The following is a 20,180-nucleotide window of genomic DNA, read 5'->3' on the forward strand; positions in this document are numbered from 1 at the left end:
ACGACTTGTCAGATACATGACATGCTAATTTTTGATGTATTTGTTTCCCGTCTACAGTATAGCCACGACTAACTGTTTTGGAGAGCCAACGAGCGAATACAAAAGCTTAGCTGGGTATCTACATATAAGTAAATCAACCCACCGGCACGTAGTCGGATGGTATTATCCACACCATTTAGCCAAAACAAGACAATGAAAACCAATCGCTTTTTTGCGTATTACAGTACCCTAGCTGTTGTAGCTACTTGCCTGTTATCAGCACCTTCAACTCATGCACAGACCTTTACAGGTCGGGAAAAGTTGACAGTAGAGCCTATTAGTTTTCAGGCTATAGCCTATCCGGTCACCAACACACAGGCCGCAATTCGCGTAAACTTCGATAATCGAACAGCGGGTGGCGTTTCAGTCGCTATCCTTGATGAAAAAGGACACAGATTATATAATAGATTTGAAACGACTGTCGCTTATCGTTGCCGTCTAGATTTATCGTCGTTGCCCGCTGGCAAGTATACGCTTGAACTCAGTAAAAAAGGCGAATACTTTACCCGGTCGTTTACGATTGAGCCGCCAACGATGGGCTACATCACGATGGGCGATCAGCCGGTTCAGAGAGCCCCTGAACAAGTCGTTGATAAGAAGTTAGTTGTTAGCTATTAACAAAGTACGTTGATCATAAAAAAGACCGCTCCAGATTGGAGCGGTCTTTTTTATGAAAATTTACCTACAACTTAAGCCGACTTTTTCGTAGACTTTTTGGTAGTTGTTTTCTTGGTTGAGCTTTTCTTTGCTCCTCCATCTAAAGAGTTGATCCAGGTAGCCAATTTCATGGCATCCTCTTTAGGAACCTGTTTCATAGGTGCCATTGGGGGATAACCCGGCCAGTGCGTAGGAATCGGGTTGTAGATCAGGTTGACAATTTCCTCATCCGAGTAGTTTTTCTTGGCTACATCTGCATAAGCAGGGCCTACTAATCGCTGGTTTGGGCGGTGGCAGGCAATACAGGTGTATTTACTCATCAGCGCATTCATGTCCGCTGGAATGTCGGCTGGTGCCTGAGCGTTAGCGTCAATGGAAGCTACGGCCAGCGCAGCCGAAGCGATGAGAATACCAAATAATTTTTTCATGAGATCAGGTAAGCAGTAAATTGAATGAACAAATTGATACGCGGCAACAGGTCACCCTTGCAAAAATAGACGGTTTCGGATGATAACCCAATTTTAGCTTTGGTTTTTCCTATTAAACCAATGATTAGACACTTGTTCTCAAAAAACGTTTAAAATTGGAAAAATAAAAAATTATGCAGCCACTCGATCGCTTCTCAGGTCATGCCGACCTGTATGCCCAATACCGCATTGATTACCCAGCTGATCTGTACGATTTTGTGCTTTCATTTACTCAAAACCGCCAAAGTGCCTGGGATTGCGCCACCGGCAATGGACAGGTTGCCGATACGTTAGCCGAGTTTTTTGGGCAGGTTGAAGCAACGGACATCAGTGAAACTCAACTCGCTCGGGCAACCCAGAAACCGAACATCCATTATCAAATCAGCCCAGCCGAACAGACGCCCTTTGCCGATCATACCTTTGATCTGATTACCGTAGCACAGGCAATTCATTGGTTCGATGTCAATGCGTTTCATCAGGAGGTCCGACGAGTCGCGAAACCTGGCGCTACCCTTGCTGAATGGGGGTATGGCTTAGTTCAACTCGGGCCTGATCTCGATCCGATGATGCTGGACTTTTACCGGAATTGGATTGGTCCGTACTGGGACCCGCAACGAAAGTACATTGATGATGCCTACGCTACGTTGCCATTCCCTTTCGCCGATGTACAACGGGCGGAGTTCACTATTCGACGCACCTGGTCATTGGATCGATTCCTGAATTACCTACGTACCTGGTCGGCTGTTCGGCAATACATTCACGAGAATGAAGAAGATCCTACTATACGCTTGAGAGAGGAATTTGTACAAGTTTGGGGTGATCAGGAACGTGATATGAATTTCCCGGTTTTTTTACGGGTAGGACGTGTATAGAGGCCGGTCTTTATGCTTCCCAAATTACCCGAACAACTTTGCCATGCACGCCAATCGTCTGGAAAAATTCCAGCCAGTGCAGTTGCTGCGGACCAAGGTGATCCGTTGGTGATTTCACTTCTACAAATTCATAATAGCCTTGCTCATTCCAGATCAGTAAATCAGGGAAGCCGCGCGTGTGCTCACGGAGGTTGCGGGACATTTCGAGCAGAATCAGTCGAAGTTGATCGATGTCCAGTAAATCAACCATTCGCTGCACGAGCGTCAGCAATTCATCGGACCAGTCGACCAGTACGTTCGTGATACCGTATTTGGCGTTAAACATTCGCCCGGTATGGCGTCGCCAGTCGTCTTTTGTCGCTAATTCGTTTAGCCGTTTTTTTAATAAATCTTCGCGCTTTATGTAAAAATCGGGCAGATAAAAGTCCGATGGCGCGCGCTGGAGAGGGTGGTGGATAGCTGATACGTTGGCGTCGTAAATAATATCCCAGAAAACCAACCCAAACAAGCCACGCCAGGGATAATTTTCCGTGAAGGCCGCGTCGTAGTCGTGCTCCAGATAATAGTTCATTACGCCCGCTTCGACATGGTGCCGATAAGCCGCCGGGATGTTTACACTCTCAGCGTCTGATAAAAAGCGGGTTGTGGCTTTACGAGTCCGTTTTTTCTCGCCTATACTTAGAATTTTCTCACGGAAATCATTGGCAAAGTAGCGCTCTTCGGCATTGAGCGGATTTATCGCGATTTCATCGCAGAGAGCTAAGGCTTCTTCAACCGAACCATTTCGGAATAATAACCGAACCCGTCGTTCGCGGGCTGGTACCCGATCTGAAAGTTCATAGACTGAGAGAGCCTGTTCGGGGAGCTTTTGCCGTTCTAAATAGCCGCCCACCCGACATACAAGTTTCTGATAACCCGGAATGGCGATTTCGGTTAATTCAGGACGAGTCTCGTTCCAGTTCAAAAACCAGTTATAAATATCTTCGGCAGGCGCTTCGGCTTCTTTAAGGTCGTAAAATTCCTCATTCGTCAGTGAGATCAGTAATTTGTCTTCTACCTCCTTACGGGTACGGAAACGCGCCGTTAGCTTATTTTCGTCATATCGCTCAAAATTGACCATGCCCAGGTCACGTACTACGAACTCGGTCATGTTAGTGCCCCGATTGCCGAAAAACAGGTATTTCACCATCGTACCTTCGGCGTCGAAATTCATTTTAACGACCGTTTCGAACGTAGTAAGGCTGGTAACAATTTCGCCAAAGTCAAGTTCACTCAACGCATAGCGCACTAGCCCTTCTTTCTTTGCTTTGCCCAGGGGCTTAATTTCTTCGGGCTCAAGCGGTAGCAGTTCGAGCAATTCGGGTTTGGTAAAAACACTCAGTGCATCGTCGCCCAGGCTGACTTGCTGGGGCGATAAAGGCTCGATAAAGCCCGCACTAATTAATTCGTCAACGGCTGCCGATAAGTCAGTTATTTCGGCATATTGTAGTTTATTGACACGAAAAAAGAGTCCTTTGCGGTTACTGAATCGTACGTAAAGACATTGAGCATCGAGACCGAGAGCCTCAAATCGACGCACGAAGTCCCATTCGGCATCGTTCAATAAAGCACCGTACAGACGTTTGACGAAATCCAGCACGTAGCGGAAATTGTCGAGATAGTAACGGGGTGTAAGGATAACCTTTTGTCGTCCGATCATAATGTATCTGCGGTCGGGCTGGCGTTCCCGATTTATTCCGTGCTATACTGTTCACAGAGTTTAGCTGAAACGCCAGCCCGGTTGTGACTATAAATACAACACAAAAACAGCTATTTATGTCCCCAAATGACGTTCTTAATAAGCTACACAAACAAGGATTTTTGCCGCCTGAACAGCAAGCGATAATCGCTGAAATAGAGCAGAAAAGGCCATTTTCGCTGCATTGGGAATTGCGGTCGATGCTGTACATCGGCATCTTGTTGCTGAGCTCAGGATTGGGTCTTCTGGTATATGATAACTTTGATCAAATTGGTCACGGCGCCTTGCTGGCGGCTATTGCTGTAGCCTGCGTAGGATGCTTTTTCTTCGCCTGGCGATTCCGGCCAGAGTGGACCAGAGAACAAACCAAAAGTCGATCGTCGTTTGGTGATTACGCCCTGATCTTAGCCTGCCTGCTGTTCCTAACGCTCGAAGGATACGCCCAATATGCCTATACTGTTTTCGGAACGCGTTATGGGTTGGTAACGCTGCTGCCGGCTGCGTTGTTCTTGCCACTGGCTTACCGTTTCGACCACCGCGGGGTATTGGGTATGGCGCTAACCGCGCTGATCTCATGGGTGGGTGTCACGGTTCGGCCACTGGAATTGTATGTCAAAACCAACTTCTTCGATCAGAAAACCGTCTTTTCGGCTATCGGACTAGCGCTTGTTTTAATTACGCTGGCACTGGGTTTGGAACGACAACGTATTAAACCGCACTTCACATACACCTACCTGACCATTGCCGGAAACCTGTTAATGGTAGCGCTACTGGGTGGGTTATTCAATTTCGAGGATAGGTGGGCGTGGTTTGCGCTCGGTTTGGGCGTTACGTGTGTCGCCTTCGATCAATATGCTCGTCGGGAGCGACGGCTTGCCAATAGTCCAGCTGGCTCGTTTGTTTATCTGCTTATCAGTCTGATTTATGGGTACATCGGCGCTACGTATATCGTCTTTCACTACCTGCACCTCGATCGTGTGGGGGATAATATTTACTATTGGTATTTTATTCTGACAGGCATCGCCTTAGTCTATTATCTGATGAGTCAGCTACCGAAGGGAAACAGAACGAATGAAAGCCTATAACGAACAGTGGATTTATAACCGAGGAATAGTAGACCAGGCCGCGCGCTGGCGTCAGCAGCAATTGCTATCTGCTGAACAGATTGACGCCATTCGTCAGGCTTATCCAGTCGAGTTTCGGCAAACGAACGGTTTTATCGAAATCGGTTTGTTTCTTTTTACGACCGTAGCCATTCTGGCCTGTTATCTGCTACCTGCCAGCGTTTTCTCGGTATTGCTAACCGACCAAACAACGTATGGGCTGTTCAACGTAGCGTTTGGGCTTGGTGTTGGGTTTGTTGGACGTATCCTGATCAATCGGCGGCTTCTTTACCGAAATGGTATCGATAATGCTTTCGTCGTTACGTTGACTGGGTTCTTAGCGTTCGGGCTTAATCAGTTTTTACCAAATGGACTTTCAATAGCCACGCATTGTCTCGTTACGTTGCCCCTGTTGTTACTGGTGTTTTGGTACTACGGTGATACACTGATTGCGTTTTTTACTCTCGCTACGTTCTATACGTTCATTTTTGATGGCCTGCTCAAGTTTAGCTGGGGGAAAGATGCCTTACCGTTCGTGATGATGGGCGTTTCACTGATACTTTATCTGACGGTTAGATGGATTCTTAGAAGCAATAGGCAACTGGAGTATTATTCCGATCCGCTAAACCTGGTACAGTGGATAGCCTTGACCGTGCTGGCTGCCAGTGGAAACTACTTTGTCGTCCGCGAGCTGAACGGACTACTGCTTAAAACAAGTCTGATCAGTTCCCGACATGTTGTTGCGCCCGAAATAGCTCTGGCGTGGCTGTTTTGGCTATTGACATTTGTTATCCCTACAATTTACTTGTGGCAGGGATTGGTGAAGCGAAATCGAATGCTTACTATTCTGGGTGTGCTGGGATGGATTGCTGCTGTCATGACTTTTCATGAATATCACGCACTGGTTCCGCTCAACGTAGCGTTGACTATTGGTGGTTTTGTCTTAATCGGCATTGCTGTCGCAGTCATTCAATACTTACGTCAATCCAAATCCGGATTTACCGACGTACCCGATGAAGAATCACCTAATGAGTTACTAAGTAATCTGGGAACGATTGCTTCGATACAGGCTACGACTGGTGCCCAGCATATACCAAAAGATGATATTCGGTTTGGTGGGGGTGATTTTGGTGGAGCTGGAAGTGAAGGGAAATACTAAGTGTATAGAATTCTGTATTTTTGTGTATAAGACATAATTAATATGCGAACAAATATTGATATTGATGATGGATTGCTTCAGAAGGCGATGGCGATAAGTCATTTGAAGACAAAAAAAGCTATCGTTGAACTGGCTTTACAAGAGTATATAAACATGACTCGTCGCAGAGACCTACTTTCTTTACGTGGAAAAGTGCAATGGGATGGTGATTTGGATCAGATGCGGACTGATACCACACTGAATGATTATGATAAATGATTGTTGATACGTCTGTCTGGATAGACTTTTTGCGTGGTGTCCGAAGTGCGCAAACAGATTTAGTAGCTGCTCTTTTGGTCGAGAGGGATTTGCTCTATATAACGCCAACTATCTTGCAAGAAGTCTTACAGGGAGTATACAATGACAGTCAGTTCGAACGAATAAAAGAAAATTTGTTAGCCTGTAGACTATTACGGTTCGATCCTGTTGAAGCCGCCATCGGAGCGGCTCAGTTATATCGCGATCTTCGCAAAAAAGGTGTGACCATTCGTAAGCCCAACGATTGTCTGATCGCACACTACGCGATTTTTTACGACATGCCTATTCTGCACAGTGACGCCGACTTTGACCAGATCGGTCGCTTCACGGCCTTACGGATTGCTACTTCCTGATAAACTTCCCGTTTTCATCTGCCGAAAAACCGCTAAGTTTGGCCTCGTAAACCAACGACCATACGTAGTCGCATGAAAACCGTAGATTCCTACAATTTTGCTGGCAAGAAAGCCCTCGTTCGGGTAGATTTCAACGTGCCCCTCGATAAGGCGTATAACATTACTGACGACACCCGTATTAAAGCGACCATCCCAACCGTGATGAAAATCGTGAATGATGGTGGCTCCGCTATTCTGATGTCGCACCTTGGCCGGCCGAAAGGTGGTCCTGAAGAAAAATATTCGCTTAAACACGTATTACCTGCGCTGAAAGAAGCCTTCGGTCGCGATGTGAAATTTGCGGATGATTGCATTGGTCAATCCGCTACCGATCTGGCGGCTAGCCTGAAACCAGGTGAAATTCTGCTGCTCGAAAATCTGCGTTTTTATAAGGAAGAAGAGAAAGGAGACGTAGCGTTTGCCGAAAAGCTTGCCAAACTCGGTGATGTTTGGGTAAATGACGCGTTCGGAACGGCCCACCGGGCTCACGCTAGTACAGCTGTAATGGGTCAGTTCTTCAATGATCGCGTTGCTGGTTACGTCATGCAGGCTGAATTGGATAATGCCAAAAAGATTCTGGAGAGTGCTGAGCGGCCCTTCACGGCCATTATGGGTGGCGCTAAAATCTCTGACAAGATTCTGATTATCGAAAAACTGCTTGATAAGGTTGATAATTTAATCATCGGTGGGGGAATGACCTATACCTTCACCAAGGCACAGGGGGGGCAAATCGGTAATTCGCTTCTGGAAGCCGATAAGCAGGACCTTGCTCTCGAACTGATCAAAAAAGCGGAAGAAAAAGGGGTGAAAATTTATATGCCGGTTGATAATGTCTGCGCAGATGCCTTCTCGAATGATGCGAATCGCCAGATAGTGGCTACGGGCCAGATTCCTGATGGCTGGGAGGGGTTGGATATTGGTCCTGAAACGATTAAAACGTTTACCGAGGTTGTTCTGGCATCGAAAACTATTCTCTGGAACGGCCCAATGGGTGTGTTTGAGTTTGAGAATTTTGCCAAAGGCACCGACGCTATTGCTGAAGCAGTTGTAAAAGCCACGGAAGAAAATGGTGCTTTCTCGCTTATCGGTGGTGGTGACTCAGCCTCTGCGATCAACCAGGCCGGCTACGGCGACCGCGTTAGCTACGTATCAACTGGGGGTGGAGCCTTGCTTGAATACATGGAAGGTAAGACGCTGCCAGGTGTAGCTGCTCTCGAATAAAACCTCACAGATTACGTTTCTACAAGCTACTTAAAGCCGCTCTTGCTTTGTTGTCAACGCTGTTTTTGTATTCGTGGCGTTTAAAGCTAAGCGCTTTTTGAAAGAACGATCGGGCGCGCGTCCGATCGTTCTTTTGTTGATAAATATAGCCTAACTGTAAAGCCGCCGTGGCACCAAAGGAAAGCTGTTCCGGTTCGCTGAGGGCAAGCGCACGATTGAGGTAAGGAATGGCTGCGTCGGGTTCGTCACGGCGTTGGTAGATACGTCCCATACGGTAATTGTATTCAGCTTTTTCGGCACTTATTGAAAATTTGACCTCTGCATAGGGACGCAGGTACGCCAGCGCACTATCGGTGAACCCACCATCTGAGGCTATTCGTGCGCGCATCAGGACCTTGTAATTTGGTGATACGCCTTTTTTAAAATAAGCTTCGGCAAACTTCTGGGCAGCTTTATCGGATTCAACGTTTGTACGACCCCTTTGGATAACCTGTTGCAGAAAAGGCCGTGATTTAGCATCCGACTCGTTCGCTAACCAGTGACAGAGAAATAGTTTGTAATACGTATCTTTTATATAGTTCTGACCTTTGTAGCTCGTTAGAAATTGCTGAAAATGAACTGCTGAAATAGTATACTGGCTTTTTTGCAGAAAGATATCACCCAGAATGTTTTCAATAATGGGCAGTTGAATATAGGTTTTATCAGTAGGACGACTTTTGAGATACGTTAAAGCCTGTTCGCTGTGTCCGTTTTTTTGTTCGATCGTTGCGCCGAAAAAGTGGAGTAGTAAATTGTCCGGATGCTCACTGACTAGTCGTTGCAAGGTTTGTCCATCAGCGTCAGTAAATTTCAGAACATAAGCCCGAACCATCAAATCAATTAACCGGGCTTCGAGTTGGAAGAGTGGGTCCTGCTGAGCTCTTTGTAATTCCTGCTGACCCTGCCTGATATTACCGTGCAGACCAAGCAAGTTGGCTACCCAGACGTAATTATCGGGCACTGAGCCAATCATGATGTGTAAGGTTCCGAGCGATTTGTAAGTGGGCAGAAAAGTAGGGAATCGCTTCTGGTTCTCTGTTAACAGTTTATAGGCTCGAATAACGTCCCAACTGGCGCTCATCTCCTTACCGAGCTTCAATTTTACAAAGGCCCAGTGAAGCCGTACTTCAGCCTGAATTACCCGTTTCCAGGGCGAAGTGTCATCCAGTTTTTTCAGAGCGTCGAGCCGGTCATCTTCGCGATCATCCAGCGATGCGAAAGCCTGCTCATCATCCGAGCTTACGAGTGTGAGCATATCGGCATAATCATCCAGGAAAATACGAATCCCGTTCGCGGCAGACTCAAGTTCCAGTTGCTGCTTCCCCGACTGCACTCTGAGTTTCTGCAAATCCGCATAGGCGCGTTGCAAACCCGGCGTCCAGACAAAATCCTGGGCGTGAGTCAGTACTGGAATGGAAAGAAGGATAAACAAAAACACCGGGCGTAAACCCGGTGCAGTTGCCAAAAAACGCTTCATATCAGTTCAGTTCGCTATCGACCACGACCAACCGTAGCTGGCTCAGGGACACCTTCGACGTCCGCAAAGATGCGCCCGCAGTGTTCGCAGACGATAATCTTCTTTTTGTCTTTAATATCGGCCTGGCGTTGAGGAGGTACTACGTTGAAACAGCCCCCACATGCACCGCGTTTCACCATGACAACGGCCAAACCGTTCAGAGCGTTACCACGAATTTTGTTATAAGAATTCAGCAGACGCGGCTCAATCGTTTTTGCCTGTTCGTCGCGCTGTTTGATGAATTCTTTTTCTTCTTCCTGGCTTTCCGACGTAATCTGATCCAGTTCCTGCTTTTTCGCTTTCAGATCTTCTTTCCGTTCGTTAAGCGCGGCCTGCGTCGTTTTGATTTCTTCTTCTTTGCCACGAACCCGAAACTGAGCTTCGTTGGCGCGTTTTTCAACCAGTTCGATTTCAAGCGACTGCAGTTCAATCTCTTTAGAAATTGCGTCGAACTCGCGGTTGTTCCGCACGTTCATCTGCTGATCTTTATACTTCGTAATCAGTTTCTCGGCATCTTTCTTTCCTACGCGATTACGTTCAACTTCCTCGTCCAGCGTCTTGATTTCAGCCTGAAACTTGCCTATTCGTGTTTCAAAACCGGCAATATCGTCTTCTAAATCACGGACTTCTTCGGGAAGGCCTCCGCGAATCTTGATAAGTTCATCTAATTGAGAATCCAGGGATTGCAGTTTCAGAAGAGCGTCTAATTTTTGCGCAATCGTCAGTTCCATTCGGAATGTAGTTAGTGCTATATGAAATATCGGACCGGATTCGTATCCGTTTCTGATAAAATTACCGCAAAAGTAGTGAATTTTTTTGCCAAATGCCCGCAAATCAACTCTTTCGTAAAGACTTCACTCTCATAGTGCCCAATATCGCAGATACCTATGCGGCCATCAGCATCGAAAAATTCATGGTATTTGTAATCGGCAGTCACAAAAACGTCGGCTCCTGCCCGCATGGCGTCTAGTAATAAAAAACTGCCTACGCCCCCACATACCGCTATTCGTCTGATCGGACGGTCGGGGAGGGGCGTGTACCGGATTAGGTTCAGATTCATGTTTTCTTTCAGATAGGCCAGCCACGACTGACTATCCAACGGTTCTACTAACTCACCAACTGCCCCTGAACCAACTTCCTGATTTTGATTCTCTAACGTAGTCAGATAATAAGCAACTTCTTCATACGGGTGTGTCTGACGCAAAGCTGTCAGAAGCTGGCTTTGCTGATATGTCGGAAAAATTACCTCAAGTCGGTTTTCTGTTTCCTCATGGTAAGTGCCTACTTCGCCGATGGCGGGTTGGGCACCTTCGCCGGGCTGATACGTACCCGTTCCCTGAACCCGAAAACTACAGTTTTTGTACGCCCCAATCTGACCGGCTCCCGCTGCGTAAAGCGCATCCAGTACCCGCTGCGTATCGGCTACGGGTACAAAGGTGACCAGCTTGGTTAAAACCTGCGTTTTGGGAGACAGCACCCGTACATTCTGTAGCTTTAGTTTCTCGGCAATCTTGAAATTAACTCCGCCTGCTACGTTGTCTAAGTTCGTATGCGCTGCGTAGAGAGCCACATCGTTTTTAATAGCTTTGATAACCGTTCGTTCAACATAGGTTTTTCCATTCAGCCTTTTTAAGCCTTTAAAAACGATTGGGTGGTGTGCTACCACTACGTTACAGCCTTTAGCGATTGCTTCATCAACAACGGCCTCTGTTGTATCGAGGGTGACCAAAATACCTTTGATCTCGGTAGTAGGATCGCCGACGATCAGGCCTGCATTGTCGTACGATTCCTGGTAAGCGAGTGGAGAAAATGTTTCAAGGTAAGCGGTAAGATGACGAATTTGAGGCATATCGAGGCTAGTGCTCAGTAAATATATAACACTGCAAAGTAAGGAAATTTTAGAGCCTAGTATAACTCGTATACCTTAGCTGTACGAACGTGCGTTTTAAACCGGGTCTCATAGGGTTAGAGAAATAGGATTTGTAAATGACTGATAATTAATGACATAGTAAGTATTGCTCTGCTTTTGAAGGAATATTTATAGCATCCCGGTTAATAAATAATCTTACGTTTGTATGAAGTTGTTATCATAAGAATGGAAGGCGATTTACTTTTGTATCAAGAGAAATTAAATCTGAATTAAACCTTACTGTGTGACAATTGTCATAACTCATAGTGATTGAAAATCGCTGAATATAACTTCTACCAACAGATTCAATACATATGCATAAAATTCTCCTTTTAATACTTATTAGTTTAGGTGCTTTAGTCGCCTTTACTGGTTATTGCGCTGCGCTGATTGACTGGATTCAGGATTTTTCGGGCGGAGTTTATCAGAAAAATTACCTCGAAGCTGTACTCGAAACGGCAGGTCTAGGTATCTATACATTCTTGGGTATTCGGTTTTTCAATCGAAATTTGGGGTCATTTCGGTAAGCGATTTTAATCTCGTTTTCAGTCCCAAGTTTATGAAAGCCATTTTCTGGATATTATTGCTGTCTGTTTTTGCTTGTCAGGAACGTAAACAAGCTATGAAAGATAAGCCGGATGCTATTCGCGATTTGCTCATTGACCGATCATTCTGGCAGAGGAAAGCGGGGCCTCAACCGCAGGGGAGTATTGTAGGCACTCATCGCTTTACGATCACGAATACCTCACAACGCTACGTATACCAGCACATCAAAATTCGGTTTGATTACTATGACCGTGGTTACCACAAGATCGACTCCGCACTGCATGTTATTGAGCGAACAATCGAGCCACGGAGTGCCATAAAAATTGATACCGTAGAAACAAAGCTGAACAAAGAAGGGGCCATGACGGCAACAGCCACTATTGTAAATGCATCAGTGGATTAATTCCGGTTGCCAGTCTGTATGCTGACCCTCGTTTATTGGTCAACGGCTATGGCCTTTCGGGCTAATTCATAACCTTCCGGCGAAACACCTGTTATCATAGTTTACTGAAATGAACGAACTATGAGCGTTTCCATTCAAACAAAAGCTGTGCTGTGGGGCCTGGCGGGACTTGGCACCTGGGCCGCTACCAAAGCGTTACTAGCGCAGAAGCGAAAAATCGATTTTCGGGATAAGACTGTTGTGATTACGGGAGGCTCGCGTGGCCTGGGTCTCGAAATGGCACGATTGTTAGCTAAGGAAGGAGCAAACCTTGGCATTTGCGCCCGTGACGAGGAGGAACTCGACAGTGCTCAGGCGGAACTACAATCGTATGGTATCTCGGTGTACGCGCAAGTCTGCGATATTACCAATAAAACACAGATTGAGCATTTTATCGAAAATGTGCATCAGGCTCTTGGTCCCGTTGATGTGCTAATTAATAATGCCGGTGTTATCACGGTGACGCCCTATGAGCATGCAACAGAAGCTGACTTTCGGGAGTCGATGGATACGAACTTCTGGGCGGCTTTCCATATGATCAATGCTGTGTTGCCGCAGATGCTGGCCCGTACAAAAAGCTCAACTGGACGCGGACGTGTTGTGAACATTGCGTCATTTGGGGGTAAAGTTGCTATACCACACTTGTCTACGTATTCGACCAGTAAGTTTGCGTTGGTGGGCTATTCGGAAGGTTTACGGGCCGAGTTACAAAAAGACGGGATTTACGTAACGACCATCTGTCCGGGGCTAATTCGAACCGGAAGTCCACGTAACGCCATTTTTAAAGGCCAGAATGAGAAAGAATATGCTGTCTTTAAAATCAGTGATTCTGTGCCATTTTTCACGATCAATTCTGCAGAATGCGCCCGCGAAATTGTTGAAGCCTGCCGCTACGGTGAAGCCGAACGAATCATTACGTTACCGGCTAAAGTAGGAGCTGCCCTTCAGGGAGTAGCGCCGAACCTGATTTCTGAGCTGATGGCTATTGTGAGCGAAACACTTCCAGAGCCCGGAGGCATTGGCGAACGACGAGCGTTGGGTAGAGATAGTGAAACAAGCCTGTCTGAATCCGTACTGACAACGCTGACCGATGAAGCGGCTGAACGCAATAACGAAACCCTTCATTAACCAATTCATTACGTAGCTCACGGATTAGAAAGGGATTAATTTCAATCCATTATAGCCAGCGTAAGCGATGCATTTTAAACAAGTATACAGTCAGTTTCGTTAAGTATGTATCCAGATAGCACTACATCAGTGCTATCTACTTATAAATCAATCACTCACTAATGGACCCAGGTCCAACACTGTTATGAAAAAAGTAATCGTTGTTTTTGCTGCTATAGCATTATCACTAACAGCGGCTCAGGCTCAGGATAGCAAAGTGAAGAAAAAAGCGGAAACAGTTGAGGCAAAAGCTGAAGTAGCCGCTGACAAAGCTGATCTGAAAATGAATAAGGCAGAACGCAAAGCTGCCAAAATGAGTGGCGATAAAGAAGCGCTGAAAGAAGCCCGCAAAGACAGAGTAAAGAAAACGGGCGAGCTCATTAAAGACGAGGCTAAGAAAGACGTTAAAGTAGTCAAAGAAAAACTATAAGTTTGTTCTCAGACTAAACACAAAAATACCCGCATTACATAAGGCGGGTATTTTTGTGTTTACGTACTTTATACAATTATTCGTCTTCTATGGTTACGTCGTGCTTCTTGGCGGCTTTCTTAATACGATCTTTAATTATATCCACTTCATTAGCGTCGTATTTAGCCGCATTGTCTTTGTGATTGATATAGCTCCACGCTGCCCGAACATGCTCGGGCGTATCAATCGGATATTTTTTGTTTGTTCGGTCGGCGAATTCGACGTCGCCGTATTTGTGCTCACCTTCAGTCGGTTTGACATCGTCGCGCCGATCAATTTTCGAGTCAGTTGCCATAATCGTTGAGGTTTTGTTTGTTTGCTTAAACGGTATTCAGCTACCAAAGGTTTATAGGCAATACAACCTCAATTTACACGTATGTCAATTCTTTTTTCCCCGCTGTCGCTACGTAGCATCCAGCTTAAAAATCGTATTGTTGTTTCGCCCATGTGCCAGTATTCCAGCGAAGATGGTTTTTCAAACGACTGGCACCTGGTTCATCTCGGAAGCCGGGCCGTGGGTGGCGCCGGTTTGCTTATAACTGAAGCGGCTGCTGTTTCGCCGGAGGGACGTATCTCGCCCGATGACTTAGGTATCTGGAAAGATGAGCACATTGCAGGACTAAAACGTATCACTCAATTTATCCAGCAAAATGGAGCTGTAGCTGGGATACAACTGGCTCACGCCGGTCGGAAAGCCAGTCATCAACGTCCATGGGAAGGCGGCACCGCGATTTCTCCAACCGAACCACGGGGCTGGCAGACCGTAGCGCCCAGCGCGATTCCGTTTCAGGAGGGAGACCCCACGCCAACGGCATTGACCGACGAAGGAATCGAAAACGTGCTGGTCGATTTTCAACAGGCAGCCCAACGGTCTTTAGCCGCAGGGTTTCAGATAATCGAGATTCATGCCGCTCATGGCTATCTCCTTCATCAATTTTTGTCTCCGTTAAGCAATCAGCGTACCGATCAATACGGCGGTTCATTCGAGAATCGCACTCGCTTGTTACTGGAAGTCATTGAGCGCGTCCAATCAGTATGGCCCGACGAGCTACCCTTGTTCGTGCGGATCTCAGCTACCGACTGGACTGAAGGGGGCTGGACGGCTGACAACTCAGTCGCGCTGGCGGCTGTGCTGAAAAACAAAGGCATTGACGTAGTGGATTGTTCAACGGGGGGCAACGTTGCTCATGCAAAAATTCCGGTTGGTCCTGGTTATCAGGTGGAATTTGCCGAACGTATCAAACAGGAAACGACGATGCTGACAGGCGCTGTCGGAATGATTACGTCGGCAGAACAGGCCGAAGCGATTCTAGCAACTGGCCAAGCGGATCTGATCATAATTGCGCGCGAGTTCTTGCGAGACCCGTATTTTCCGCTGCACGCAGCACAGGCCATGGGCGACGATCTAAAATGGCCGGTTCAATACGAGCGGGCTAAGCCACGATGAATATTGAAGCAGCTTTAAACATTTTTGCACTGGAAATTGTAGTGTTGCCAGTAAAATTTATGAATCATTCACCATTTATTAACTGAAAGAAATCATGCGTTGGTTAGGAGGACGTGAAAGCGATAATGTTGATGACCGCCGGGGGAGCGGTGGAGGAGGAATGCTCGTGGGCGGTGGTATCGGTACGGTAGTTATTGCCGTGATTGTTATGCTGCTGGGTGGTAATCCATCCGACATTTTAAATCAAGATTCGAGTCAGCAAGCGGCTCCCGTTAACCAACAGGCTGATGATAAAGCGGCTCAGTTCACCAAACGAACGCTGGCCAGTACGGAAGATGTCTGGACAAAACTGTTTGCTGAACAGGGATCTCAATACCGAAAGCCGGTACTGGTACTGTTTCGTGGCGTAACGTCCTCTGGTTGCGGTACCGCACAGAAAGCGATGGGGCCTTTCTACTGCCCGTTAGATCAGAAAGTATACATTGACTTATCCTTTTACGATGACCTCGCAGAGCGCTTTCAGGCTCCTGGTGACTTAGCAATGGCTTATGTTATTGCTCACGAAATTGGCCACCACGTACAGAAGCAGTTAGGCATTATGGACAAAACCGATGAACTTAGGCAACGTCTGAGCGAAAGAGAGTACAACCGCGTGTCGGTTCGTCTGGAACTACAAGCCGATTTTTTTGCAGGAGTCTGGGCGCATCATGCTCAGGGTCAGAGTATTTCCATTGACGAAAACGACGTAGAGTCCGCGCTGACAGCGGCTAACGCCATTGGCGACGATAAGATTCAGAAAGAAACGCAGGGGCAGGTCGTTCCCGATGCGTTTACGCACGGCAGTTCGGCACAGCGAGTGTACTGGTTCAAAAAAGGACTTAAAACCGGCGACATTAACCAGGGCGATACGTTCAACAGCCGCGAAGACGCGAATCTTTAATCGGTTGAACTAAATAGAAGTATCAGGGAAGACTCAGGTGTTGTTAATTTCCAGCAACACCTGGAGTCTTCCTTTTTATTTCCTCAACTCCGTCAGAAATTCATCAAAGGCTTTCTTCAAGGCCTGCAACGCGTCAAACAAACCGCTGGTATCGTTCACTTTCAATTGCCCTTCGGCCGTTTTGGCAATATCAGCAACGCGCGATACACCAATTGTCCCGGCACTTCCTTTGAGCGTGTGCAGATGGCTTTTTACCGTTGGAATATCCCCCAGATCATAGGCCGAAGAAGCACCCTCAACCAATTCTGCCGCTTCTGTCACAAACTCCTCCATGATGCTATCGACTAACTCCTGTCCGCCAATGTCGCGCAACTGACCAACAATCTCTTCATCAATGATCGGTAGGGCCGGTTCAGGAGGCAACGTAGCGAGTTTAGGAGCTTTCTGGGTTACAGGCGCTTGTTTTGCCCGGTGAGCGTCTGAAATTTCCTTTACTTTGGCAACCAGGCTTTGGGCACGAATGGGCTTGGCAATGTAATCGTCGAGTCCCTGACTGATAAAGCGTTCACGGTCTTCTTTCATCGAGTAAGCCGTCATAGCCACAATCTTGGGTAACCTTTCGCCGAATTTCTCGCGGAGATGACGCGTCGTTTCAACGCCGTCCATATCGGGCATCTGAATGTCCATGAAAATAACATCGAAGCCTTCCTTGGTTTCCATTCGCTCGCTTACACTGGCAATGGCTGCTGGCCCACTGTCGGCCGTGGTTACTACACAGCCTGATTTGCGCAGAATTTCGCTGGCAACTTTCCGGTTTACAGCATTATCATCGACCAGCAAAACGTTCGGATGATACGTATTAAAGAAGTTGGCCAGCGCAATTTCGGCGACCTCCGTCGTCTGCTGCGTTGGACTAATGGCCGTTTCTTTCAGTTCGCTGGTGAACCAGAACGTACTGCCTTGCCCGACTGTCGATTCAACGCCAACTTCCCCTTTCATCAAGTGCGCCAGTTCTTTCGAGATTGCCAGCCCCAGCCCCGTACCGCCAAACGATTTCCGCGACGACGTGTCGACCTGGCTGAATGAATTAAACAGCAGGTTAATGTTTTCGGGCGAAATGCCGATCCCTGAGTCCTTCACGCCGATCCGAATGCGGTTAAACTTACCACGTTTGCTAATCAGCGATACCTCAACCCGAATCGTGCCGTTTTCTGTGAACTTGATAGCGTTGGAGGTCATGTTCGACAGGATTTGCAGCAGTCGTGTCTGATCGGCAATGACGAAAGTAGGCAGATCGGGGTCCAGATGATACGTTAGATCGTTGTTCTTGGAGTTAGCCTGCTGACCAAAGAGTGCAATGAGTTTCTCGAAGATCTCTTTCAGCGCTACCGGGGATTCGTGCAGAACCATCTTTCCTGCCTCGATTTTAGAGAGGTCCAGGATATCATTCAGAATATTCAGCAGGGTTTCTGAGGAGCGCTTGACGGTCTTTACGTAACTCCGCTGTTCTTCATCCAACTGCGTATCGTTCAGCAGATCGATCATGCCGATAACCCCGTTCATCGGTGTCCGGATTTCATGGCTCATGTTGGCCAGAAACTGCTCTTTTACTTTGAGCGACCGTTCGGCTTCGTCTTTTGCTTTCTCCAATTCGGCCGACTGTCGCTTCAGCTCGGTAATATCGCGGGCTAAAACGGCCACAACCGACCCGCTGTTCGGATCGTCGTTCAGCATCAGCATGTTGAACATATACTGCCGCTCGCTCCCATCTTTCCGGCGCATACTGGCCTCGAAGTTCCGCAGGCTACGGTTTCGACCCAGTTTAAACATCGCCCGGCGAATCAAATTCTTGTCGATGAAAAACTGGGTAATTTCATGGCCCAGTACTTCGTCGGGGGTGTAGCCCATGCGTTTGAAAACCGATGGGCTAATCATGGTGATACGTCCCTGACGGTCGACCCTGGCGTAGATGTCCTGTAGGTTCTCGAAAATACCCCGGAATTTTTCTTCGCTTTGGCGGGTAGCAATCTCAGCCCGTCGGCGGTTGGTAATGTCCCGCGCAATACCCGAGACTTCGTCGATGACACCACCAGCCAGTAGAATCGGGTTGAGATGGAATTCCAGGTAGGTTTCGCCCCGAGTGGTTTCAAAATGCAGTTCAAAATTCTGCGGATGTCCCCGAAAGGCCTGCCGGTATTTTTCTTCCAGACGCTTCCGGTTATCGCTACCAATCATACGCCAGCCCAGATCGGGAGCGCTAGCCTGAACGGAAGGTGTTTCGTTCAACTGATACTCGATCAGACGAGCGTAGTTTTTGTTGAAAGACGTCAGTTGCAGCGCCTTGTTAACCGACCAGATCAGATACGTACTGCTGTCGAAAATAGCATTTAGCCGGGCGTTTTGTTTGTCCAGCCGGGCGTCAGACTGCTTACGGGCAATGGCCAGCGCTACCTGTCCTGAAATAAACTCCAGCAACTCCAGATCACGCGGGCCATACGTCTGTGCATCATCGTACGATTTAACCCCAATGATTCCAGTGATTTCGTCTCCAACCCGGAGTGGAGCCGTTAACATTACCTCAGGTTGCCGCAGTCCATACAGATCGATATGATGCTGATCGGATAATAAACGGATGTCTTTTTCGTACAGAAACAAGGGCTTGTTGGCCTGAATCGTGTATTCGATAATGCCGTTACCCAGTTTCCGTTTGGTAAATCGCATACTACTGCCGAAGTACTCATCAACGTAGTAGGGGAATGACAAATACGTTTTACTGGAGTCATACAGCGCAATGAAAAAATTGCGGGCGTCGATGATGTTGCCTAATTCTTCATGAATTTTGTGATAGAGTTCATCGAGATTGGGCGTGTTGATGGTCCAGTTCGCAATGCTGTAGTATAACTTCTGCGCTTTTTCAGCACGGATTTTCCCCGTCGTATCGTGGAGAATGCAGCGAAAAGCCGTCGGACGCCCGTTGTCGAACCGGCAGTTGACACTTCCTGATAGAAACAGCGTTTTTCCGCTCTTTGTCCGAAAAACAGTTTCTACGTAAGGTAGTTTGTCGCCCTCCTGAATCCGTTTGAGCATGCCAAGCGTACTATCCGCATAATCCGGATGAAGTACGTCGCGCAGATTAAGCGCCGAGATTTCTTCCGAGCTGTACCCGAGTGCCTCACGCCAGGCCCGGTTCACGAAGATAAACTTGCCATCAAGCGTCAGAAGTTGAATCAGATCGGACGTATTGTCGACCAAATCCTGCAACTGCGCGTTGGTATTCGACAGCGCTGAAGCGACCCGGCGCTTATTCGTTACGTCCTCGCCAATTACCGTAAACGACGCTACGTAGCCATCGGCTTCGTTCACGATAACGGAGTTGAGCTGGACATTACGTAGCGCTCCGCTCTTGGTCAGCAGGTTGATTTCCCGCTGTTCGGCAAACCCACCTTTAACGATAGCCTCTTCAAACTCCAGCTTGAGCCGAGTCAGATCGGCAGGAGGCACAAGTGTATTGAAAAAATTTTTGCCGATAATATCCGCTGGTTGCCAGGCCGTTACCCGGTACGTATACGGATTAACATATTTCAGCGTACCATCGCGTTCAATCGTAAGACCAACCAGGTTCAGTTGATCTACCGTTTGGCGGACGTCGAAGGTGGTCAATGTATCGGACACCGTGAGACCATCGCGTTCATGGTGAAGCCGTTGGATTTCGGCTACTAATTCATCTTTGGTTTTAGCGGACCAGCGCATAGGTAAACAA

At 47.4% G+C, this 20,180-nt stretch carries 20 protein-coding genes; 13 read left to right on the plus strand and 7 right to left on the minus strand.

The window, feature by feature from the left end; all coding sequences use genetic code 11:
* Nucleotides 1–192 precede the first annotated feature (192 nt).
* Nucleotides 193–657, plus strand: coding sequence for a DUF3244 domain-containing protein (locus IC230_RS23800; RefSeq protein WP_191041565.1), 465 nt, complete (start codon nucleotides 193–195; stop codon nucleotides 655–657).
* 71 nt (nucleotides 658–728) lie between these two features.
* Here the strand turns inward: IC230_RS23800 and IC230_RS23805 are convergent, their stop codons facing one another.
* Nucleotides 729–1,124 (minus strand): c-type cytochrome, encoded by a 396-nt coding sequence (locus tag IC230_RS23805; RefSeq protein WP_191041566.1) that lies wholly within the window; start codon nucleotides 1,122–1,124, stop codon nucleotides 729–731.
* Between the two features lie 173 nt (nucleotides 1,125–1,297).
* On the opposite strand from IC230_RS23805, the gene IC230_RS23810 reads away from it, so the two are divergent.
* A complete protein-coding gene (locus IC230_RS23810; RefSeq protein WP_191041567.1) occupies nucleotides 1,298–2,035 on the plus strand; it encodes a class I SAM-dependent methyltransferase in 738 nt (245 codons plus the stop codon).
* A 10-nt stretch (nucleotides 2,036–2,045) separates the two neighbouring features.
* Here IC230_RS23810 and IC230_RS23815 read toward each other — a convergent pair whose 3' ends face one another.
* Complete coding sequence (locus tag IC230_RS23815) at nucleotides 2,046–3,734, minus strand: VRR-NUC domain-containing protein (RefSeq protein ID WP_191041568.1); 1,689 nt, start codon at nucleotides 3,732–3,734, stop codon at nucleotides 2,046–2,048.
* 116 nt (nucleotides 3,735–3,850) lie between these two features.
* On the opposite strand from IC230_RS23815, the gene IC230_RS23820 reads away from it, so the two are divergent.
* The 5 genes from IC230_RS23820 to IC230_RS23840 all read left to right on the plus strand — a co-directional run bounded on the left by IC230_RS23820 (nucleotide 3,851) and on the right by IC230_RS23840 (nucleotide 7,945).
* Nucleotides 3,851–4,858, plus strand: coding sequence for a DUF2157 domain-containing protein (locus IC230_RS23820; protein ID WP_191041569.1), 1,008 nt, complete (start codon nucleotides 3,851–3,853; stop codon nucleotides 4,856–4,858).
* Entirely contained in the window at nucleotides 4,845–6,035 is a 1,191-nt protein-coding gene (locus IC230_RS23825; RefSeq protein ID WP_191041570.1) for a hypothetical protein, read from the plus strand. Before IC230_RS23820 ends, IC230_RS23825 begins: the two co-directional genes overlap by 14 nt.
* 42 nt (nucleotides 6,036–6,077) lie before the next feature.
* Entirely contained in the window at nucleotides 6,078–6,293 is a 216-nt protein-coding gene (locus IC230_RS23830) for a type II toxin-antitoxin system VapB family antitoxin (RefSeq protein ID WP_191041571.1), read from the plus strand.
* Nucleotides 6,290–6,685, plus strand: a complete 396-nt coding sequence (gene vapC / locus IC230_RS23835; RefSeq protein WP_191041572.1) for a type II toxin-antitoxin system VapC family toxin — start codon at nucleotides 6,290–6,292, stop codon at nucleotides 6,683–6,685. Before IC230_RS23830 ends, vapC begins: the two co-directional genes overlap by 4 nt.
* 72 nt (nucleotides 6,686–6,757) lie before the next feature.
* Nucleotides 6,758–7,945: a phosphoglycerate kinase gene (locus IC230_RS23840; RefSeq protein ID WP_191041573.1), complete on the plus strand. Its 1,188-nt coding sequence runs from the start codon at nucleotides 6,758–6,760 to the stop codon at nucleotides 7,943–7,945.
* A gap of 19 nt (nucleotides 7,946–7,964) precedes the next feature.
* Here IC230_RS23840 and IC230_RS23845 read toward each other — a convergent pair whose 3' ends face one another.
* Genes IC230_RS23845 through IC230_RS23855 form a run of 3 tightly spaced genes read right to left on the minus strand, consistent with a single transcriptional unit; the run spans nucleotide 7,965 to nucleotide 11,349 of the window.
* Complete coding sequence (locus tag IC230_RS23845; RefSeq protein ID WP_191041574.1) at nucleotides 7,965–9,461, minus strand: tetratricopeptide repeat protein; 1,497 nt, start codon at nucleotides 9,459–9,461, stop codon at nucleotides 7,965–7,967.
* Nucleotides 9,462–9,475: 14 nt separating this feature from the next.
* Entirely contained in the window at nucleotides 9,476–10,231 is a 756-nt protein-coding gene (locus IC230_RS23850; RefSeq protein ID WP_191041575.1) for a zinc ribbon domain-containing protein, read from the minus strand.
* A gap of 17 nt (nucleotides 10,232–10,248) precedes the next feature.
* A complete protein-coding gene (locus IC230_RS23855; protein ID WP_191041576.1) occupies nucleotides 10,249–11,349 on the minus strand; it encodes a Nif3-like dinuclear metal center hexameric protein in 1,101 nt (366 codons plus the stop codon).
* A 374-nt stretch (nucleotides 11,350–11,723) separates the two neighbouring features.
* Between IC230_RS23855 and IC230_RS23860 the strand changes: the two genes are divergently transcribed.
* From IC230_RS23860 to IC230_RS23875, 4 genes are all read left to right on the plus strand, one after another.
* Nucleotides 11,724–11,936: a hypothetical protein gene (locus tag IC230_RS23860; RefSeq protein WP_191041577.1), complete on the plus strand. Its 213-nt coding sequence runs from the start codon at nucleotides 11,724–11,726 to the stop codon at nucleotides 11,934–11,936.
* Nucleotides 11,937–11,968: 32 nt separating this feature from the next.
* Complete coding sequence (locus IC230_RS23865; protein ID WP_191041578.1) at nucleotides 11,969–12,358, plus strand: hypothetical protein; 390 nt, start codon at nucleotides 11,969–11,971, stop codon at nucleotides 12,356–12,358.
* Between the two features lie 120 nt (nucleotides 12,359–12,478).
* A complete protein-coding gene (locus tag IC230_RS23870) occupies nucleotides 12,479–13,525 on the plus strand; it encodes an SDR family NAD(P)-dependent oxidoreductase (protein WP_191041579.1) in 1,047 nt (348 codons plus the stop codon).
* Nucleotides 13,526–13,709: 184 nt separating this feature from the next.
* On the plus strand, nucleotides 13,710–13,994 hold the full coding sequence (locus IC230_RS23875) for a hypothetical protein (protein WP_191041580.1): 285 nt from the start codon (nucleotides 13,710–13,712) through the stop codon (nucleotides 13,992–13,994).
* Nucleotides 13,995–14,070: 76 nt separating this feature from the next.
* Here IC230_RS23875 and IC230_RS23880 read toward each other — a convergent pair whose 3' ends face one another.
* Entirely contained in the window at nucleotides 14,071–14,328 is a 258-nt protein-coding gene (locus IC230_RS23880; protein ID WP_191041581.1) for a DUF6582 domain-containing protein, read from the minus strand.
* An 81-nt stretch (nucleotides 14,329–14,409) separates the two neighbouring features.
* Between IC230_RS23880 and namA the strand changes: the two genes are divergently transcribed.
* Nucleotides 14,410–15,480, plus strand: a complete 1,071-nt coding sequence (namA, locus tag IC230_RS23885; RefSeq protein ID WP_191041582.1) for an NADPH dehydrogenase NamA — start codon at nucleotides 14,410–14,412, stop codon at nucleotides 15,478–15,480.
* 94 nt (nucleotides 15,481–15,574) lie between these two features.
* Nucleotides 15,575–16,420 (plus strand): KPN_02809 family neutral zinc metallopeptidase, encoded by an 846-nt coding sequence (ypfJ, locus tag IC230_RS23890; RefSeq protein ID WP_191041583.1) that lies wholly within the window; start codon nucleotides 15,575–15,577, stop codon nucleotides 16,418–16,420.
* A 75-nt stretch (nucleotides 16,421–16,495) separates the two neighbouring features.
* On the opposite strand, the gene IC230_RS23895 is transcribed toward ypfJ, so the two are convergent.
* Entirely contained in the window at nucleotides 16,496–20,170 is a 3,675-nt protein-coding gene (locus IC230_RS23895) for a PAS domain S-box protein (protein ID WP_191041584.1), read from the minus strand.
* Between the last annotated feature and the right edge of the window lie 10 nt (nucleotides 20,171–20,180).

Source organism: Spirosoma validum (genome assembly GCF_014699035.1).
GTDB classification, from domain to species: Bacteria; Bacteroidota; Bacteroidia; order Cytophagales; family Spirosomataceae; genus Spirosoma; species Spirosoma validum.

Bases quoted from the DNA above. Each gene is read 5' to 3' on its own strand.
- IC230_RS23800 (WP_191041565.1), top strand. From the start codon at position 193: ATGAAAACCAATCGCTTTTTTGCGTATTACAGTACCCTAGCTGTTGTA.
- IC230_RS23805 (WP_191041566.1), bottom strand. From the start codon at position 1,124: ATGAAAAAATTATTTGGTATTCTCATCGCTTCGGCTGCGCTGGCCGTA.
- IC230_RS23810 (WP_191041567.1), top strand. From the start codon at position 1,298: ATGCAGCCACTCGATCGCTTCTCAGGTCATGCCGACCTGTATGCCCAA.
- IC230_RS23815 (WP_191041568.1), bottom strand. From the start codon at position 3,734: ATGATCGGACGACAAAAGGTTATCCTTACACCCCGTTACTATCTCGAC.
- IC230_RS23820 (WP_191041569.1), top strand. From the start codon at position 3,851: ATGTCCCCAAATGACGTTCTTAATAAGCTACACAAACAAGGATTTTTG.
- IC230_RS23825 (WP_191041570.1), top strand. From the start codon at position 4,845: ATGAAAGCCTATAACGAACAGTGGATTTATAACCGAGGAATAGTAGAC.
- IC230_RS23830 (WP_191041571.1), top strand. From the start codon at position 6,078: ATGCGAACAAATATTGATATTGATGATGGATTGCTTCAGAAGGCGATG.
- vapC (WP_191041572.1), top strand. From the start codon at position 6,290: ATGATTGTTGATACGTCTGTCTGGATAGACTTTTTGCGTGGTGTCCGA.
- IC230_RS23840 (WP_191041573.1), top strand. From the start codon at position 6,758: ATGAAAACCGTAGATTCCTACAATTTTGCTGGCAAGAAAGCCCTCGTT.
- IC230_RS23845 (WP_191041574.1), bottom strand. From the start codon at position 9,461: ATGAAGCGTTTTTTGGCAACTGCACCGGGTTTACGCCCGGTGTTTTTG.
- IC230_RS23850 (WP_191041575.1), bottom strand. From the start codon at position 10,231: ATGGAACTGACGATTGCGCAAAAATTAGACGCTCTTCTGAAACTGCAA.
- IC230_RS23855 (WP_191041576.1), bottom strand. From the start codon at position 11,349: ATGCCTCAAATTCGTCATCTTACCGCTTACCTTGAAACATTTTCTCCA.
- IC230_RS23860 (WP_191041577.1), top strand. From the start codon at position 11,724: ATGCATAAAATTCTCCTTTTAATACTTATTAGTTTAGGTGCTTTAGTC.
- IC230_RS23865 (WP_191041578.1), top strand. From the start codon at position 11,969: ATGAAAGCCATTTTCTGGATATTATTGCTGTCTGTTTTTGCTTGTCAG.
- IC230_RS23870 (WP_191041579.1), top strand. From the start codon at position 12,479: ATGAGCGTTTCCATTCAAACAAAAGCTGTGCTGTGGGGCCTGGCGGGA.
- IC230_RS23875 (WP_191041580.1), top strand. From the start codon at position 13,710: ATGAAAAAAGTAATCGTTGTTTTTGCTGCTATAGCATTATCACTAACA.
- IC230_RS23880 (WP_191041581.1), bottom strand. From the start codon at position 14,328: ATGGCAACTGACTCGAAAATTGATCGGCGCGACGATGTCAAACCGACT.
- namA (WP_191041582.1), top strand. From the start codon at position 14,410: ATGTCAATTCTTTTTTCCCCGCTGTCGCTACGTAGCATCCAGCTTAAA.
- ypfJ (WP_191041583.1), top strand. From the start codon at position 15,575: ATGCGTTGGTTAGGAGGACGTGAAAGCGATAATGTTGATGACCGCCGG.
- IC230_RS23895 (WP_191041584.1), bottom strand. From the start codon at position 20,170: ATGCGCTGGTCCGCTAAAACCAAAGATGAATTAGTAGCCGAAATCCAA.